Source organism: Angustibacter aerolatus (assembly GCF_054776675.1).
In genome coordinates this window covers 1-17,836 of record NZ_BAAHBM010000069.1, presented here as the reverse complement: position 1 = coordinate 17,836, position 17,836 = coordinate 1, and the positions used below count along the sequence as shown (strand labels likewise).

General features: G+C 75.2%; 17 protein-coding genes. 11 read left to right on the top strand and 6 right to left on the bottom strand.

Annotation, left to right across the window (positions count from 1 at the left end; all coding sequences use genetic code 11):
• On the bottom strand, positions 1–798 hold a 798-nt coding region (locus tag ACYVI6_RS14360; protein WP_460447022.1), incomplete at its 3' end, for a serine/threonine-protein kinase.
• Between the two features lie 134 nt (positions 799–932).
• Positions 933–1,361: a CBS domain-containing protein gene (locus tag ACYVI6_RS14355; RefSeq protein ID WP_460447021.1), complete on the bottom strand. Its 429-nt coding sequence runs from the start codon at positions 1,359–1,361 to the stop codon at positions 933–935.
• 109 nt (positions 1,362–1,470) lie between these two features.
• Between ACYVI6_RS14355 and ACYVI6_RS14350 the strand changes: the two genes are divergently transcribed.
• From ACYVI6_RS14350 to ACYVI6_RS14325, 6 genes are all read left to right on the top strand, one after another.
• Positions 1,471–2,907, top strand: coding sequence for an alpha,alpha-trehalose-phosphate synthase (UDP-forming) (locus ACYVI6_RS14350; protein WP_460447020.1), 1,437 nt, complete (start codon positions 1,471–1,473; stop codon positions 2,905–2,907).
• Positions 2,904–3,668, top strand: coding sequence for a trehalose-phosphatase (otsB, locus tag ACYVI6_RS14345; RefSeq protein WP_460447019.1), 765 nt, complete (start codon positions 2,904–2,906; stop codon positions 3,666–3,668). Before ACYVI6_RS14350 ends, otsB begins: the two co-directional genes overlap by 4 nt.
• 64 nt (positions 3,669–3,732) lie before the next feature.
• Positions 3,733–4,914 (top strand): sensor histidine kinase, encoded by a 1,182-nt coding sequence (locus ACYVI6_RS14340; protein WP_460447018.1) that lies wholly within the window; start codon positions 3,733–3,735, stop codon positions 4,912–4,914.
• The gene (locus ACYVI6_RS14335) at positions 4,911–5,639 is read left to right on the top strand and encodes a response regulator (protein ID WP_284291340.1); all 729 of its coding nucleotides are present in this window, start codon (positions 4,911–4,913) and stop codon (positions 5,637–5,639) included. The genes ACYVI6_RS14340 and ACYVI6_RS14335 overlap by 4 nt, the downstream gene beginning before the upstream one ends.
• Positions 5,640–5,763: 124 nt before the next feature.
• Positions 5,764–6,540, top strand: a complete 777-nt coding sequence (locus tag ACYVI6_RS14330; RefSeq protein WP_460447017.1) for an ABC transporter ATP-binding protein — start codon at positions 5,764–5,766, stop codon at positions 6,538–6,540.
• 1 nt (position 6,541) lies between these two features.
• Complete coding sequence (locus tag ACYVI6_RS14325; RefSeq protein WP_460447016.1) at positions 6,542–8,989, top strand: ABC transporter permease; 2,448 nt, start codon at positions 6,542–6,544, stop codon at positions 8,987–8,989.
• 23 nt (positions 8,990–9,012) lie between these two features.
• Here ACYVI6_RS14325 and ACYVI6_RS14320 read toward each other — a convergent pair whose 3' ends face one another.
• Positions 9,013–10,020, bottom strand: a complete 1,008-nt coding sequence (locus ACYVI6_RS14320; RefSeq protein WP_460447015.1) for a LacI family DNA-binding transcriptional regulator — start codon at positions 10,018–10,020, stop codon at positions 9,013–9,015.
• A gap of 146 nt (positions 10,021–10,166) precedes the next feature.
• On the opposite strand from ACYVI6_RS14320, the gene ACYVI6_RS14315 reads away from it, so the two are divergent.
• Positions 10,167–11,249, top strand: coding sequence for an ABC transporter ATP-binding protein (locus tag ACYVI6_RS14315; RefSeq protein ID WP_460447014.1), 1,083 nt, complete (start codon positions 10,167–10,169; stop codon positions 11,247–11,249).
• 75 nt (positions 11,250–11,324) lie between these two features.
• Positions 11,325–12,608, top strand: a complete 1,284-nt coding sequence (locus ACYVI6_RS14310) for a DUF4032 domain-containing protein (protein ID WP_460447013.1) — start codon at positions 11,325–11,327, stop codon at positions 12,606–12,608.
• Between the two features lie 33 nt (positions 12,609–12,641).
• Here the strand turns inward: ACYVI6_RS14310 and ACYVI6_RS14305 are convergent, their stop codons facing one another.
• From ACYVI6_RS14305 to cysS, 3 genes are read right to left on the bottom strand one after another with little or no spacing between them, the layout of a single operon-like run.
• Entirely contained in the window at positions 12,642–13,016 is a 375-nt protein-coding gene (locus tag ACYVI6_RS14305; protein ID WP_284291339.1) for a DUF6314 family protein, read from the bottom strand.
• 44 nt (positions 13,017–13,060) lie between these two features.
• Entirely contained in the window at positions 13,061–14,077 is a 1,017-nt protein-coding gene (gene rlmB / locus ACYVI6_RS14300; RefSeq protein WP_460447012.1) for a 23S rRNA (guanosine(2251)-2'-O)-methyltransferase RlmB, read from the bottom strand.
• Positions 14,077–15,507 carry a cysteine--tRNA ligase gene (gene cysS / locus ACYVI6_RS14295; RefSeq protein ID WP_460447011.1) on the bottom strand — a complete coding sequence of 477 codons (1,431 nt, stop codon included), beginning with the start codon at positions 15,505–15,507 and terminating at the stop codon, positions 14,077–14,079. Before cysS ends, rlmB begins: the two co-directional genes overlap by 1 nt.
• An 81-nt stretch (positions 15,508–15,588) precedes the next feature.
• On the opposite strand from cysS, the gene ACYVI6_RS14290 reads away from it, so the two are divergent.
• The 3 genes from ACYVI6_RS14290 to ACYVI6_RS14280 all read left to right on the top strand — a co-directional run bounded on the left by ACYVI6_RS14290 (position 15,589) and on the right by ACYVI6_RS14280 (position 17,672).
• On the top strand, positions 15,589–16,674 hold the full coding sequence (locus ACYVI6_RS14290) for an S-(hydroxymethyl)mycothiol dehydrogenase (protein ID WP_460447010.1): 1,086 nt from the start codon (positions 15,589–15,591) through the stop codon (positions 16,672–16,674).
• Positions 16,671–17,306, top strand: a complete 636-nt coding sequence (locus ACYVI6_RS14285; RefSeq protein ID WP_460447009.1) for an MBL fold metallo-hydrolase — start codon at positions 16,671–16,673, stop codon at positions 17,304–17,306. The genes ACYVI6_RS14290 and ACYVI6_RS14285 overlap by 4 nt, the downstream gene beginning before the upstream one ends.
• Before the next feature lie 102 nt (positions 17,307–17,408).
• Positions 17,409–17,672, top strand: a complete 264-nt coding sequence (locus tag ACYVI6_RS14280) for a hypothetical protein (RefSeq protein ID WP_284289397.1) — start codon at positions 17,409–17,411, stop codon at positions 17,670–17,672.
• Positions 17,673–17,836: the final 164 nt, after the last annotated feature.

Genomic DNA, 17,836 nt, shown 5'->3' with positions numbered 1-17,836 from the left:
CCCGCCGTCGGCGTACCCCTCGAGCGCGTCGAGCACCTCGCGGGCGGCCGGGCGCGCAGCCGGGTCGACCGCGAGCTCGGCGGCCAGCACCGGGCGCAGCCGCGGGTCGACGCCCGTCAGGTCGCTGTCACCGCGCCGCACGCGGTCGAGCACGACGTCCATCGGTCCGCGGCCGAACGGCGCCCGGCCGCTGGCGGCGTAGGCGAGCGTCGCGGCCCAGCCCCACCAGTCGGTGGCGGTGCCCACGTCGTCGCCGTCGACCAGCTCCGGCGAGAGGTACCCGGGCGTGCCCATCACCAGGCCGACCGACGTGAGCCGGACGTCGTCGGCGACGTGCGCGATCCCGAAGTCGATGACCACCGGGTCGTCGTCGAGCAGCAGCACGTTGCCGGGCTTGAGGTCGCGGTGCACGACCCCCGCGGCGTGGATCGCGGTCAGCGCACCGGTCAGCCCGCGCCCGAGGCGCACGAGCTGGTCGGGTCGCAGCGGGCCGCCCTCGCGCACCACGGCGTCGAGGCCGGGACCGGGCACGAACCGGGTGACGACGTACGGCTGCTCGCCGTCGACGTCGGCGTCGAGCACCTCGGCCACCAGCGGGTGCCGCACCCGGCGCAGCGTCACGACCTCGCGGGCCAGCCGGGCACGGGCGTCGGGGTCGTGCGCGATGTGCGCCCGCAGCACCTTGATGGCGACGGCCCGCCCGCGCTGGTCGAGGCCGAGGTGCACGACGCCCATGCCGCCCTCGCCGAGCAGCCCGCGCAGGCGGTACGGCCCCAGCCGCGCGTCGTCCCCCGTCATGCGCACGACGGTACGGCAGCGACCTGCGCGGCCCAGGGAGCCGACGACCACCGGCCTCTGCGCACCGTAGCCCGCTCCTGGTGCCCGCACGAGCGGGCTGACGTGCGCAGACCGGGCTGAGCCGCGGAAAGGGCTCAGCCGTTGACGTAGCGCACGAGCTGGTCGCGCTCGAGCTGCAGGTCGTCGATGCGGTGCTTCACGACGTCGCCGATGCTGGCGATGCCGACGAGCCGGCCGTCCTCGACCACGGGCACGTGCCGGAAGCGGCCCTCGGTCATGGTGCGCATGAGGTGCTCGACGTCGTCGTCCGGCGAGGCGGTGGTGACCTCGGCCGTCATGAGCTCGCCGACGGTGCGCTCGAGCACCGCCGGGCCGTGCTCGTGCAGGGCGCGGACGACGTCGCGCTCGCTGACGATCCCGGCCACCGACGTGCCGTCCACCGAGACGACGAGCGCCCCGATGCGGTGCTCGGCGAGCAGGGCGAGCAGCCGCTCGACCGTGCCGTCGGGGGTGATGGTGACGACGTCGTCGCCCTTGCGCCTGATGACGTCCGCGATGCGCATGGTGCCGCCCCTCGTGCGCGGGCACGCCGCTGTGCCCGGGTGCCGCACCACGCTAGCGCCGCGCGCACCGGCACGACAGGGTGCGCGCACCCCTCTAGGGTTGGTCCCGATGACCGAGGACGAGGACGGCGACGGCTACGACCTGGTGGTGGTGGCGAACCGGCTGCCCGTCGACCGCGTGGTCGACGACGACGGCACGGTGCACTGGCAGCAGAGCCCCGGCGGCCTGGTGACCGCGATGGAGTCGGTGATGACCGGGCGCGAGGGCGCCTGGGTGGGGTGGTCCGGTGACCCGGGCGAGGCGCCCGAGCCGTTCGACGACGGCGGGATGCACCTGCACGCCGTCGGGCTGACCGCCGAGGAGGTCGCCGACCACTACGAGGGCTTCAGCAACGACACCCTGTGGCCGCTCTACCACGACGTGATCGTCGCCCCGCGCTACCGCCGCAGCTGGTACGAGGGCTACCGCCGGGTGAACCAGCGGTTCGCGCAGGCCGCCGCCGACCTGGCCGCACCGGACGCGACCGTGTGGGTGCACGACTACCAGCTGCAGCTGGTGCCGCAGATGCTGCGCGAGCTGCGGCCCGACGTCCGCATCGGCTGGTTCAACCACATCCCGTTCCCCTCGGTCGAGCTGTTCGCCCAGCTGCCGTGGCGGCGGGCGGTCGTGCAGGGGCTGCTGGGCGCCGACCTGCTCGGGTTCCAGCGGCGGGCCGACGCCGAGAACTTCCTGCGGGTGTGCCGCCGGCTGCTGGCGCTGCCCACCCGCGGCGACACCGTCACCGTGCCCGACCCGACCGGCGAGGGCACCCGCACGGTGCGCGCCGCCGCGTTCCCCATCTCGATCGACGAGCGCTCGCTCGAGGAGCTGGCGCGCACGCCCGCGGTCGTCGAGCGGGCCCGGCAGATCCGGCACGACCTCGGCGACCCCGAGCGGCTGCTGCTCGGCGTCGACCGGCTCGACTACACCAAGGGCATCCGGCACCGCCTCAAGGCGTACGAGGAGCTGCTCGCCGACGGCGTGCTGAAGCCGCCGGGGACGGTGCTCGTGCAGGTCGCGACGCCGAGCCGCGAGCGCGTCACCGCCTACCGGCTGCTGCGCGAGCAGGTCGAGCTGACGGTCGGCCGGGCCAACGGCGACCACGGCGCGATCGGCTCCCCGGCGATCCACTACCTGCACCAGTCCTTCGACCGGGCCGAGATGGCGGCGCTGTACCTGGCGGCCGACGTCATGCTGGTGACGCCGCTGCGCGACGGCATGAACCTGGTTGCCAAGGAGTACGTCGCCTGCCGGTACGACGAGGGCGGCGCGCTCGTGCTGTCGGAGTTCACCGGCGCGTCCGGCGAGCTCGACCGCGCGTTCCTGTGCAACCCGCACGACATCGACGGGCTGAAGACCACGATCCGCGCGGCCCTCGACGCCGACCCGCGCGAGAAGCGCCGCCGCATGCGGGCGCTGCGCCGCCGGGTGCGCGAGCACGACGTGCAGCGCTGGGCCGACGACTTCCTGGCGGCGCTCGTCGTCGCACCGGGGAGGCCCGCGTGAGCGACCTCGACCCCGCCGTCCGCGGTGCGCTCACCGAGCTCGCCCGGCACCGTCCGCTGCTCGTGGCGCTCGACTTCGACGGCGTGCTGTCGCCGATCGTCGACGTGCCCGAGGACGCCCGGCCGCTCGCCGGCACCACGCAGATCCTGCGCGACCTCGCCGACCGCGACGACGTCGTGCTGGCGCTGGTCTCCGGCCGCGCCCGGGCCAGCCTGGCCGCGGTGAGCGGGCTCGGCGAGCACGCGCTGCTCGTCGGCAGCCACGGCGCCGAGATCGACGGCGAGCACCCCGGGCTCGACGACGGCGAGCGTGCGCTGCTGCAGCAGGTGGTCGACGGCCTCGAGCAGGTCGCCACCGAGCACCCCGGTGCGCGCGTCGAGCACAAGCCGAGCGCCGGCGTGCTGCACACCCGCGTGGTCGAGGCCGGCCACGCCCGCGCCGCGACGTCCGAGGCGCTGCAGGCGATGTCGGGGCTGCCCGGCGTCCACGTGATGCAGGGCAAGGACGTCGTCGAGGTGTCGGTGACCGAGGCCAGCAAGGGCGCCGCGGTGCGCACCCTGCGCGAGGCGCACCACGCCGCCGCGGTGCTCTACGCCGGCGACGACCGCACCGACGAGACCGTGTTCACGACGCTCGGCCCCGACGACCTGGGCATCAAGGTCGGGCCCGGCGACACCGCTGCACGCGTCCGCGTCGCCGACCCGGCCGCCGTCCGCCTCCTGCTGCGCACCCTGCGCGACCTGCTCGCCGACGACGCCTGAGGCACCGCCGAGATCGCACCCGAGGAGGACGCCGGGGCCGGGGCGCGCGCCTAGGCTGCACGACGTGGCGCGCAGACCGTGGCTCCCTCGGGCCCAGGTGCGGCTGCGGGCGCACCCCACGGCGGTCGACACCGGCGTCGCCCTCGTGCTCGGGCTGATCGCGACGCTGTCGCCGCTGCCGGACGTCGCGGTGGCGCTGACCGGGGCGGGGCTCACGCTGCCGCTCGCGCTGCGCCGTCGGGCGCCGCTGGTGACGTTCGCGGTCGTCGTGGCCGCCGGGCTGGTGCTGCTGTTCCTGCCCGGCCGCGCGGTGCCCTTCGGCCTGGTCGGGGTGCCGGTGACCGTGCACGCGCTGGCCGCCTACGGACCGCGGTGGGCCGGGCGGGCGGGCCTCGCCGTCGGCCTGGTCGCCTCCGTGCTCGGAGCCGGCCGGTTCACGACGATCGACGGCGGGGCGCTGTCGCCGCAGGCGGTCTCGTTCTCGGCGGCGTCGATCGCCCTGCTGGTGCTGGCCTCGTGGGCGCTCGGGCACCTGCGTCGGCAGCGGCTGCTCACCGAGGCGCGGCTGGTCGAGCGGGCGCAGATGCTCGAGCTCGAACGCGGGCAGCAGGCCCAGCTGGTGGCCGCGGCCGAGCGGGCGCGCATCGCCCGCGAGCTGCACGACGTGGTCGCCCACTCCCTCGCCGTGGTCGTCGCCCAGGCCGACGGCGGTCGGTACGCCGCCCGCACCGACCCGGCGGCCGCGACCACCGCGCTGGAGACCATCGGCGTCACCTCGCGGCAGGCGCTGCGCGACATGCGGGGCCTGCTCGGCGTGCTGCGCGAGGGCGGCCCGGACGTCGCGCCGCAGCCGGGGCTCGCCGACCTGCCGGCGCTGCTCGCCGACGTCCGGGCCGGTGGGCTGCCGGTGACCCTCGACGTCGACGGGTCGGCCGCACCCATGACGCCGACCGCCGAGCTGGCCGTCTACCGCGTCGTGCAGGAGGCGCTGACGAACGTGCTGAAGCACGCCGGGCCGGCTGCCTCGGTGTGCGTGCGGATGCGCTGGCGCGGCGGCTCGCTCGACCTCGAGGTGGCGGACGACGGGCGCGGCGCGGGTGCGCCGGCCGGCGGAGCGGGTCACGGCCTGACCGGCATGCGCGAGCGGGTCGCGCTCGTCGGCGGCACGGTGGTCGCCGAGCCGCGGGCGACCGGTGGGTTCGTCGTCCGGGCGCGCTTCCCCGACCGCGGGCTGGCACCGGCATGACGATCCGCGTGGCGCTGGTCGACGACCAGGCGTTGGTGCGGGCCGGCTTCCGCATGGTGATCGACTCGCAGCCGGACCTGCGGGTGGTGGCCGAGGCGGGCGACGGCCAGCAGGCGGTCGAGGCGCTGGCCGCCCTGTCACCGCAGGACCGCGCCGACGTCGTGCTCATGGACGTGCGGATGCCCGTCCTCGACGGCCTGCAGGCCACGCCGCTGGTGCTGGCGCTCCCCGACCCACCCCGCGTCGTCGTGCTCACGACGTTCGCGATGGACGACTACGTCGTGCAGGCGATCGCGGGCGGGGCGAGCGGCTTCCTGCTGAAGGACGCCGAGCCCGAGGACCTGCTCGCCGCCATCCGAACCGTGCACGGCGGCGACGCGGTGATCGCCGCCCGGGCCACGTCGGCGCTGCTGCGTCACGTCGGGCCGCTGCTCTCGGCCGGTACCGCCGCCGCCCGCGGTGAGAGCGCTCCCACGGACCCTGCGGGACGAGCGCTCGTCGACCGGCTGACCGCCCGCGAGCGCGAGGTGCTGGTGCTCATGACGTACGGCGCGAGCAACCAGGAGATCGCGCAGCGCCTCGTCGTCAGCGAGACCACCGTCAAGACGCACGTCGGACGGGTGCTGGCCAAGACCGGCAGCCGCGACCGCGTGCAGGCCGTCGTGCTGGCGTTCCGCTGCGGCCTGGTCGGCGCCGACGACCTGCTGCGCGACGCGACGTCCTGACGCGAGGTCGTCCTGCAGGACGACACCGCGCCGGCGGCAGACCGTCCCGCAGGCCGACGCCCGACGACGTCGACCGCTCCTAGCGTCGACGACGTCACCCTCCCGACGTCGACCGGAGCCTCTCGTGCCGCGCAGCCGCACCCTCGAACCCGTTGTCCCGCAGACGATCCCACCCGCGTCGGTCGCCGTCCGCGCCACCGCGCTGCGCAAGGTGCACGGCACCGGCAGCACCGCCGTCACCGCGCTCGAGCACGCCGACCTCGACGTGCACCGCGGCACGTTCACCGCCGTGATGGGGCCGTCGGGCTCCGGCAAGTCGACGCTGGTGCACTGCCTCGCCGGTCTCGACGAGCCGACGTCCGGCGTCGTGTGGGTCGGTGGACGGCAGCTCACCGGCCTGCGCGACGACGAGCTCACCCGGCTGCGTCGCGACCACGTCGGGTTCGTCTTCCAGGCGTTCAACCTGCTGCCGGTGCTCGACGCGCGCGCCAACATCGAGCTGCCCTCGACGATGGCCGGACGCCGGGTCGACCGCGCGTGGTTCGACGACGTCGTGACGCGCCTGGGCATCGCGGACCGCCTGTCGCACCTGCCCTCGCAGCTGTCGGGCGGCCAGCAGCAGCGGGTGGCGATCGCCCGTGCGCTGCTCTCGCGGCCCGACGTGGTGTTCGCCGACGAGCCCACCGGCAACCTCGACTCGCGATCGGGCGCGCAGGTGCTGTCGATGCTGCGGGCCAGCACCCGCGAGGTGCAGCAGACGGTCATCATGGTCACCCACGACCCGGTGGCCGCGGCGTACGCCGACCGCGTGGTGCTGCTGGCCGACGGGCGCGTCGCCGGCGAGCTGCACGAGCCGACCGCCGACTCGGTGCTGCAGGCGCTCAGCCGGCTGGGGGCCTGACGTGCTGCGGACGACGCTCGCCCAGCTGCGGCACCAGGGGCGGCGCACCCTGTCGGCGACGGTCGCCGTCGTGATCGCGGTGGCGTTCGTGGTGGCCACGCTGGTGGTGAACGCCACGACGACCGCCACGGTCGAGCGGGCCGTCGCCGCGCAGTACCAGCACACCGACCTGGTGGTGACCGGCGACGGGCTGGACGCCGCGCTGCCGCGGGTCGCGCGGGTGCCTGGCGTCGTCGCCGCCGTACCCGACCGCGAGGTGGAGGTCGCGGCCCGCGGTCGCGGGGTCGACGACCAGGTCGCGATCCGCTCGGTCGCTGCGGACGCGGGGCTGGCGTGGCAGGACGTGACCAGCGGCCGCCTGCCCACCGGCGCGGGCGAGGTCGCCGCGTCGGATGGTCACGGGGTGCGCGTCGGCGACCGGCTGCACCTCACCGGCGCCGGGGACGCGGCAGCCGGGCCGGGCACCGACGTCCGGGTCGTCGGCCTCGTCGACCTGCACGGCGACCCGACGGCCGCAGGGGGGCCGTCGCTGTTCGCCACCGACGCGCAGGTGCGTGCGCTCGGCGGTGCCGAGACCTCGCAGCTGCGGCTGCGACCGGCGGCCGGCGCCGACCCGGACGCGGTGCGCTCGGCGGTGCGCGCCGCGGCGGGGGCCGACGCCACGGTCGTCACCGGTGAGCGGCAGGTTGCGACGCAGGTGCGGATGCTGACCGGGGGCACGGTCGGCCTGACCGCCGTGCTGCTGTCGTTCGCCGGGCTGGCCGTCGTGGTCGCCGGGCTGGTCATCGCGAACACGTTCGGCGTGCTGCTGGCGCAGCGCACCCGCGAGCTCGCCCTGCTGCGGTGCATCGGGGCGACGTCGCGGCAGGTGCGGCGCACCGTGCTGACCGAGGCGTTCGTGGTGGGCCTGGTCGCCTCCGCCCTCGGCGCCGCGGTCGGCGTCGCCCTGGCGGCGGTCGCCTCGTTCGTGGTCGGCCGGCTGGGGTCGCCGCTGCCGCTGACCGAGCTCTCGGTGCCGCCGTACGCCGTCGTGGCCGGCCTGGTGGTCGGGGTGGTGACGGACGTCGCGGCCGCCGCCGTCCCCGCCCGCGCCGCCACCCGGGTGCGGGCGCTCGCCGCCCTGCGCCCGCTCGCGACGGCGTCCGTGCGCAGCCGGCCCGGCGTCGTCCGCACGGTGCTGGGGTCGCTCGCGCTGGCCGCCGGCGTGCTGGTGCTGCTGCTCGGCACGTTCACGTCGCTGCTGCTCGTGGCCATGGCCGGCGGGGCGCTGAGCTTCGTGGCGATCGTGCTCCTCGGCCAGCTGTTCGTGCCGCCGGTCGTCGGGCTGGCCGGTCGGCTGGCGCGCCGGCTCGGCGGGGTGCCGGCGACGCTGGCGGCCGGCAACTCGGTGCGCAACCCGCGGCGCACCGCCGCCACCACGACGGCGCTGCTCGTCGGCGTGACGCTGGTCAGCATGGCGCTGGTCGGCGTCGCGTCGACCCGGGCGACCACGCAGGCCGCCCTCGACGGACGCTTCCCGACCGACGTCGTCGTCACCGCCGACACCGACCTGCCGCCCACGCTGCCGGCACGGATCGAGAGCCTCGACGGCGTCGCCCGGGTGGCCGCGCTGCCGGGCGCCCGGGTGACCGGGCCGCGCGGCGAGCCGGTGCGCGCCGTCGCCGTCGACCACGCGGCCGACCCCGTGCTGCGCGACCAGGTGGTGCAGGTGCCGGCCGCGGGCACGGCCGTCGCACCGCCGTGGCTGCTGTCGACCTGGGACGCCGACCCCGGCGACCGCGTCACGCTGCACGTCGGCGACCGACGGGTGCAGGTGCTCGTGCGCTCGGACGACGACGCCGCCGACCTGCTGCTCGCGCCGTCCGACCTGCACCGGCTGGCACCCGCAGCATCCGCGCGCGCGCTGTGGGTGCGGCTCGACGGCGGTCTGACCGACACCGACGCGGTGTCGCGCACCGTGTCGCGCACCGCCCTCGCCGCGGCGTCCGACGCGCAGGTCATGAGCCCCGCCATGGAGCGCGATGCGCTCGACTCGGTGCTCGACGGCCTGCTGATCGCGGTCACGGCGCTGCTCGGCGTCGCGGTGCTCATCGCGCTGGTCGGCGTCGGCAACACGCTGGCGCTCTCGGTGTGGGAGCGGCAGCAGGAGTCGGGGCTGCTGCGCGCGCTCGGCCTGCCCCGGCGCGGCCTGCACCGGATGCTGCTGTGGGAGGCCGCGCTCGTGTCGGGCACCGCCTCGGTGCTGGGTCTCGCGCTCGGCGCGGCGTACGGCGTCGCGGGCACCGCTGCGGCGCTCGGCCCGCTCGGCGACGTCCACGCGGTGCTGCCGTGGGGGCAGCTGCTGCTCGGCGTCGCCGTCGCCACCGCGGCCGGCATGCTCGCCTCGGTGCTGCCCGCCCGCCGCGCCGCCCGCACCCCACCCGTCGCCGCCATCGCCGCCGCCACCTGAGCGCCCACCCCACGCCGAGTCGGTCAGCGGGGGGCGGGGCCGGTCGAGCCGCGGACGACGAGCTCGGGGCGGAACAGGTACTCGGCACGCGGTGCGGGCTGGCCGGTGATCTCGTCGACCAGCGCGCGCACCGCCGCCTCGCCCATGCCGTCGACGGACTGGCGCAGGGTGGTCAGCGGCGGGTCGGTGAACCCGAGCAGCAGCGAGTCGTCGTAGCCGACCACCGACACGTCGCCGGGCACCGACAGGCCGAGCTCGCGGGCGGCGCGCACCGCACCGAGCGCCATCAGGTCGGAGCCGCAGACCACGGCCGTGCAGCCGCGCGCGATCAGCCGCACCGCTGCCGCCTGCCCACCCTCGACGCTGAACAACGACCGCTCGATGCACGGGTCGCCGCCGCCGGGCACCAGCGAGGCCATCGCCTGGCGGAACCCGGCGATCTTGCGGACGGCGGGCACGAAGCGGTCGGGCCCCACCGCCAGCCCGATCCTGGTGTGCCCCAACGAGACCAGGTGCGCGACGGCGAGCCTCGCGGCGGCCTGGTCGTCGCACGAGACGCACGGCGCCTCGACGTCGTCCGCGTAGCCGTTGACCAGCACGATCGGCAGCCCGCGGGCCAGGAGCGCCCGGTACCGCTCGTGGTCGGCCAGCGTGTCGGCGTGCAACCCCGACACGAACACGATGCCGCTGACGCTGCGCTCGAGCAGCATCTGCGTGTAGTCGTCCTCGTGGACGCCGCCGGGCGTCTGCGTGCACAGCACCGGCGTGTACCCGTGCCGGGCCAGCGACGTCTCGATCGCCTGGGCGAACGCCGGGAAGATCGGGTTGGTCAGCTCGGGCACGATCAGCCCGACGAGACCGGCGCTCTTGCGGCGCAACCGGCTGGGCCGCTCGTAGCCCAGCACGTCGAGCGCCGTCAGCACCGCCTGCCGGGTCGCGTCGGCGACGCCGGGTTTCGCGTTCAGCACCCGGCTGACGGTCGCCTCGCTGACCCCCGCCTGCTCCGCGATGTCGGCCAGGCGTGCGCGCATGCCCGGACCATAGCCGCCCCTCTGCCGGCCGAGCGGGCGACCGGCTACAGTTCGGCCAGCACGACGTCGTGCGGGCCATCCCGTACGACGGCACCTTTCACTCGGATCGTCCGGCACGTACCTGCCGGTGAAGGGATCGACTCGTCATGGCCACTGTCACGTACGACAAGGCGACGCGCGTGTACCCCGGGGGCGACAAGCCCGCCGTGGACGCCCTCGACCTCCAGATCGAGGACGGCGAGTTCCTCGTCCTCGTCGGCCCCTCCGGCTGCGGCAAGACCACCTCCCTGCGGATGCTCGCGGGTCTCGAGGACGTCAACTCCGGCCGCATCCTCATCGGTGACCGCGACGTCACCAACGAGGCGCCGAAGGACCGCGACATCGCGATGGTCTTCCAGAACTACGCGCTGTACCCGCACATGAGCGTCGCCGACAACATGGGCTTCGCCCTGAAGATCGCCGGCGTCGAGAAGTCGGAGATCCGCAAGCGCGTCGAGGAGGCCGCCAAGATCCTCGACCTCGAGCAGTACCTCGAGCGCAAGCCGAAGGCGCTCTCCGGCGGTCAGCGCCAGCGCGTCGCGATGGGCCGGGCGATCGTCCGCCAGCCGCAGGTGTTCCTCATGGACGAGCCGCTGTCGAACCTCGACGCCAAGCTGCGCGTGCAGACCCGCACCCAGATCGCCTCGCTGCAGCGCCGACTCGGCATCACCACCGTCTACGTCACCCACGACCAGGTCGAGGCCATGACGATGGGCGACCGCGTCGCGGTGCTCAAGGACGGCCTGCTGCAGCAGTGCGACACCCCGCGCCGCATGTACGACCACCCGGACAACGTGTTCGTGGCCGGCTTCATCGGCTCGCCCGCGATGAACCTGCTCGACTCGCAGCTCACCGACGGCGGCGTCTCGCTCGGCGACAGCGTGCTGCCGATCGAGCGGTCGCTGCTCGGCGCCACGAAGAACTCGACCGTCACGATCGGCGTGCGTCCCGAGGACCTCAAGGTCGACCCGACCGGCGCGGGCCTGCCCGTCACCGTCGAGGTCGTCGAGGAGCTCGGCGCCGACGCGTACATCTACGGCTCGACCCCCACCGGTGGGGCCGACAAGCCGATCATCGCCCGGGTCGACGGCCGCCGTCCCCCGCAGAAGGGCGAGACCGTGCACCTGATCCCCGAGGTCGGGCACGTGCACCTGTTCGACAAGACGAGCGGCGAGCGCCTCGGCGCCTGACCGCACGGCACGGCACGTCGGCCCCCGGTCCTGCACAGGACCGGGGGCCGCGTGCGTGGTGGGAGGATGATCGCCGTGACGACGGTCCCGACGCAGCAGCTGCAGATCACCGCGGCCGCACCCGACCCCGCCCTGCTCGACCTGCCGTGGCAGCTGCCGCTCGAGGACTGGCCCGAGCGCACGCTCGCCGCGCTCCCGCGCGGCATCTCGCGGCACGTCGTCCGCTTCGCGCGGCTGTCGGGCAACGTCGTGGCGATCAAGGAGATCGGCGAGGACCTCGCCCGCCGTGAGTACGCCCTGCTGCGGCTGCTGAACCGGCTCGACGTGCCGAGCGTCGAGCCGCTCGCGGTGGTGACCGGCCGCCTCGACGCGGACGGCGCGCCGCTCGACCCGTCGCTGGTCACCCGGCACCTGCAGTTCTCGCTGCCGTACCGCGCGCTGTTCAGCCAGACGCTGCGGCCCGACACCGCCGACCGGCTCATCGACGCCCTCGCCGCGCTGCTCGTGCGGCTGCACCTGGCGGGCTTCTACTGGGGCGACTGCTCGTTGTCGAACACCCTGTTCCGCCGCGACGCCGGCGCGTTCGCCGCCTACCTGGTCGACGCCGAGACCGGCGAGCTGCACGAGACGCTGAGCGACGGCCAGCGCGAGCACGACCTCGAGCTGGCCCGGGTGAACATCGCCGGCGAGCTGATGGACCTGCAGGCCGGCGGGTTGATGGACGACGAGGCCGACGCCGTCGACGTCAGCGAGCAGATCATCGCCCGGTACCGCCCGCTGTGGGCCGCGCTGACCGAGCCCGAGTCGTTCGAGCAGGGTGAGCGGTGGCGGGTCGACGCCCGCATCCGCCGCCTGAACGACCTCGGCTTCGACGTCGACGAGCTGTCGATCTCGACCGACATCGGCGGCGCGTCGGTGCAGATCCAGCCGAAGGTCGTCGACGCCGGCCACCACTCGCGACGCCTGCTGCGGCTCACCGGCCTCGACGTCGGCGAGAACCAGGCCCGCCGGCTGCTCAACGACCTCGACTCGTACCGCGCGGCGACCGACCGGCAGGGCGACAGCGAGGAGCTCGTCGCCCACGACTGGCTGGCGCACGTCTTCGAGGCCGTCGTGCACGCGGTGCCCCGCCAGCTCGGCTCGAAGCTGGAGCCCGCGGAGGTGTTCCACGAGGTGCTGGAGCACCGCTGGTACCTGTCGGAGCGCCGCGGCTGGGACGTCCCGCTGCCCGAGGTCGTCGCCGACTACGTCGCCACGGTGCTGCCGACCAAGCCCGACGAGGCCGCCGTGCTCGGCGTCGACACCCAGGCCCTGCCCGTCGTCGACGCGAGCCCGGGCGGCACCCGCACCCAGCAGTAGCCCGCGCGAGATGGCCCGCGGCGGCCGGCACGGTCAGCGCGGGTCGGGCACCCGCTCGTACGTCGTGGTCGAGGTGTAGTCCTTGGCCGGTCCTCGGGCGTGCCAGGTCACCGCGAAGCCGGTGGCGGTCGCGTCGACGAGGCCGCGGTACAGGTCCGCGCCGCACCGGTGCTCGGCCCAGGCGCCCGGCGCCCAGTCGTGGAACGGGCGGCCGTCCTCGAACTCGACGCACCAGCCGTCCGCGGTCGCCCGCAGCCACAGCACCCGACGGAACGGCCGCTCGGCGCCGAGCCAGGTGAACCGGCCGCTCTCGGCCCAGCGCACGTCGTCGCCGACGGTCGAGAACCGCGCCTCGCCGCCTGCGGTGCCGTCGGCGCCGAGCAGCCGGTCGTGCAGGGTGCGCCGCAGCCGGTACGTGCCGGCCGGCGCGAGCGGCTGGACCGGCAGCGCCGTCAGCTCCCGCCGTGCTGACGGCGTCGGGCCACCTCGTAGAGCGTGACGCCGGCGGCGATGCCGGCGTTCAGCGACTCGGTCGCGGCGTGCATGGGGATCGAGACGATGACGTCGCAGGTCTCGCGGACCAGGCGCGACAGGCCCTTGCCCTCGCTGCCGACCACGATCACCAGCGGGTCGTGGGCCATCGTCAGCTGCGGCAGCTCGACCTCGCCGTCCATGTCGAGGCCGATCACGAAGCAACCGTCCTGCTTGAGCTGCTCGAGCGCGCGCGTCAGGTTGACGGCCCGGGCGACGGGCAGCCGCGCGGCGGCACCTGCCGACGTCTTCCAGGCGCTGGCGGTCATGCCGGCCGCCCGGCGCTCGGGCACGATCACGCCGTGCCCGCCGAACGCGGCCGCCGACCGGACGACGGCGCCGAGGTTGCGCGGGTCGGTGATGCCGTCGAGCGCGACGATCAGCGGTGCCTGCCCCGCGTCGACCGCGGCCTCGACCAGGTCGCTCGGGTGCGCGTAGGAGTACGGCGGCACCTGCACCGCGAGGCCCTGGTGGATGGCGCCGTCGGTGAGCCGGTCGAGCTCGCCGCGCGGGGTCTCGAGCAGCGGGATGCCGCGCTGCTGCGCCGTCTTCAGCGCCTCGCGCACCCGGTCGTCGTGGTCGATGCGGCTCGCGACGTACATCGTGGTGACCGGCACCTCGGCGCGCAGCGCCTCGACGACGCTGTTGCGGCCGGCGACGATCTCGCTGGTGGCCTTCGGCTTGCCGGTGCGCTGCGGCGGGCGGTAGCCCGACCCGCCGGTGCGGGCCGGTGCCCGGCCGCCCTTCGACAGCGCGGCGTCGCGCCGCTCGCCGGCCCGGCGCTTCTTCGCCGCGATGTGCTTGTCGCGATCGGCCGCCTTCGGCGTGGGCCCCTTGCCCTGCAGGCCCTTGCGCTGCTGGCCGCCGCTGCCGACGGTCGGGCCCTTGCGCGAGGCCCCCTTGCGGGTGGCGCCGCGGCGCTCGGAGTTCCCTGGCATCAGTCGTCCTCTCGTGGCTCGGACCGGGCGAGCGACCAGCGCGCGCCGTCCGGGGTGTCCTCGACCACGACGCCGGCGGCGGCGAGCCGGTCGCGCACCGCGTCGGCGGTGGCGAAGTCGCGGGCCGCACGGGCCTGCTGGCGGGTGTCGAGCTCGGCGGCGACCAGCGCCTCGAGCGCGTCGGCGGCCCGGGTGTCGACCGCGCCGGCGGCGACCGACCAGATCTCGTCGAGCGGGTTGATGCCGAGCACGTCGGTCATCGCCACCACCTGACGAAACGCCTCGCGCACCGCGACGTCGTCGTCCTCGTCGAGCGCGGTGTTGCCGGCCCGGACGGTCTCGTGGACCACGGCGAGGGCCTGGGAGACGTTGAGGTCGTCGTCGAGGGCCTGCGCGAACGCCTTGGGCCACGTCGCCTCGAGCACCGTGCCCTCGGGCTGCCCGGCGCGCAGCAGGAAGCCCTCGATGCGCTCGACCGCCGCCTGCGCCTCCTGCAGCGACTCGGGGCGGTACTCGATCGTCGACCGGTAGTGCGCGGCGCCGAGGTAGTAGCGCAGCACCAGCGGCCGCACGGTGCGCAGCACGTTCGCCACGACGAGCGAGTTGCCGAGCGACTTGCTCATCTTCTCGCCGCCGACGGTGACCCAGGCGTTGTGCAGCCAGTACCGGGCGAAGCCGAGACCGGCCGCGCGCGACTGCGCCTGCTCGTTCTCGTGGTGCGGGAAGCGCAGGTCGACGCCCCCGCCGTGGATGTCGAAGGTGTCGCCGAGGTAGCGGCGGGCCATCGCGGAGCACTCGAGGTGCCAGCCCGGTCGGCCGCGGCCGTACGGCGTCGACCACGAGGCCGTCTCGGGCTCGCCCGGCTTGGCGCCCTTCCACAGCGCGAAGTCGCGTGGGTCGCGCTTGCCGCGCGGGTCGGCGTCGGCGGCGGGCTCCATGTCGTCGAGCTGCTGGTGGGTCAGCTCGCCGTACGCCGGCCACGACCGGACGTCGAAGTAGACGTCGCCGTCGCCCGCCGGGTAGGCGTGGCCGCCCTCGACCAGCGCCGTCATCAGCTCGAGCATGTCGGGCACGTGCCCGGTCGCCCGCGGCGCGACGGTCGGCGGCAGCACGCCCAGCGCGTCGAGCGCCGCCTCGGTCTCGCGCTCGAACACCTGCGCCCACGCCCACCACGGGCGCCCGGCCTCGGCCGACTTCGCGAGGATCTTGTCGTCGACGTCGGTCACGTTGCGCACGAGCGTCACGTCGTACCCGTGGCCGCGCTCGAGCCAGCGCCGCAGCACGTCGAAGGCCACCGCGAAGCGGACGTGGCCGATGTGCGGCGACCCCTGCACGGTGAGCCCGCAGATGTACAGACCCACGTGGCCGGGCTGCAGCGACTCGAAGTCGCGCAGCTCGCGGGCAGCGGTGTCGTACAGGCGGAGGGTCACCCGTAGAGGTTACCCGGCACGCCGCGGTCGCCGTCCGTCGTCCACAGGGTGCCGGCGGCGGTCGCGGGGTAGGTTCACGGCATGCCGCAGACGGTGCAGGGCGTCGTCGCCCGCAGCAAGGGAGCCCCGGTCGAGCTGGTCGAGGTCGTCGTGCCCGACCCCGGTCCCGGCGAGGCGGTGGTGCAGGTGCAGGCCTGCGGCGTCTGCCACACCGACCTGCACTACCGCGAGGGCGGCATCAACGACGACTACCCGTTCCTGCTCGGGCACGAGGCGGCCGGCGTCGTCGAGGCCGTCGGGGAGGGCGTGACCGACGTGGCGCCCGGCGACTTCGTGATCCTCAACTGGCGCGCGGTCTGCGGGCAGTGCCGCGCCTGCCGCCGGGGCCGGCCCTGGTACTGCTTCGCGACGCACAACGCCGCGCAGAAGATGACGCTGACCGACGGCACCGAGCTGTCGCCGGCCCTCGGCATCGGTGCCTTCGCCGAGAAGACGCTGGTGCACGCCGGGCAGTGCACGAAGGTCGACCCCGAGGCGCCGGCCACCGCGGCCGGGCTGCTGGGCTGCGGCGTGATGGCCGGCTTCGGCGCCGCCGTGAACACCGGCGGGGTCACCCGCGGCGACTCGGTCGCGGTCATCGGGTGCGGCGGGGTGGGCGACGCGGCCATCGCCGGCGCCCGGCTGGCCGGTGCCACCACGATCGTGGCCGTCGACGTCGACGACCGGAAGCTCGAGTGGGCCAAGGGGTTCGGGGCCACGCACACCGTCAACAGCCGCGAGCGCGACGTCGTCGAGGCCGTGCGCGAGCTGACCGGCGGGTTCGGGGCCGACGTCGTCGTCGAGGCGGTGGGCCGCCCGGAGACCTACGAGCAGGCCTTCTACGCCCGCGACCTGGCCGGCACCGTCGTGCTGGTCGGCGTGCCGACGCCCGACCTCGAGGTGACCCTACCGATGATCGAGCTCTTCGGTCGCGGCGGGGCCCTGAAGTCGTCGTGGTACGGCGACTGCCTGCCCTCGCGCGACTTCCCGATGCTCGTCGACCTGTACCGCCAGGGCCGCTTCGACCTCGACGCGTTCGTCAGCGAGACCATCGGGCTCGGCGACGTCGAGGCCGCGTTCGAGCGGATGCACCGCGGCGAGGTGCTGCGCTCGGTGGTCGTGCTGTGAGCGGCGAGGTCCGGATCGACCACGCGATCCTGTCGGGGACGTTCTCGCTCGACGGCGAGACGTTCGACGTCGACAACAACCTCTGGGTGATCGGGGACGACGACGAGTGCCTGGTCGTCGACGCCCCGCACGACGCCGCAGCGATCGCCGAGGTCGTCGGCGACCGCGAGGTGCTGGCCGTCGTGTGCACCCACGCGCACGACGACCACGTCCGCGTCGCGCCCCAGGTGGCCGACCACTTCGGTGCGCCCGTGCTGCTGCACCCGGACGACCTGCCGCTGTGGCACCAGACCCACCCCACGCGGATGCCGGAGCAGGAGCTGCACGACGGCCAGGTGCTGACGGTCGCCGGGGTCGAGGTGCACGTGCTGCACACGCCCGGGCACGCGCCCGGCGCCGTCTGCCTGCACGTGCCGGCGCTCGGCACCGTGCTGACCGGCGACACGCTCTTCGCCGGCGGGCCGGGCGCGACCGGCCGCTCGTTCTCGAGCTTCCCGACGATCGTGGCCTCGATCCGCGACCGCCTGCTCACGCTGCCCGCCGAGACGGTCGTGCGCACCGGTCACGGGCCGACGACGACGGTCGCCGCCGAGGCGCCGCACCTCGCGGAGTGGCTCGACCCCGACCGCTGACGCCGCCACGACGTCGTCCACAGCAGCTCGCCGTCAGTTGACAAGCGCATCGCTTGTCGACTGTGCTTGCCGCGACGAGCAGCACGACGACAGGGGTGGGCGATGCGAGGGACGACGGACGACGGCGCGCACGAGGCGGCGGTCGCCGCGGCCACGCTCGGCGAGGTCGCCGCGGGGCTGGGGGCGCTCGGCGCTCCCCTCGGCCGGCAGGCACGGGCGATCGCCGCGGCCTGCGGCCGCTGGGCCCCGTGCGTCGACCTCGGCGCCGCCACGTTCGCCCGCTCGTGGGAGGCGTCCCTGGCGGCCCTCGCCGACGAGGTCGTCCGTGCCGCCGGTGCGTCGTCCGGCGCGGGCGCGCCGGCGTGACCACCGCCCCGTCCGTGTCGTCCACGACGGATCCGGCGGCACCCGGCTCGTGCGGTGACCCCCACCCCGGGGCGGGCGACGTCGACCTCGAGGCGCTGGACGCCGCCCGGTCGGCGCTGGCGGCGGCCGCCAGCCGGCTGCGCGGGTTCGCCGCAGACCTCACC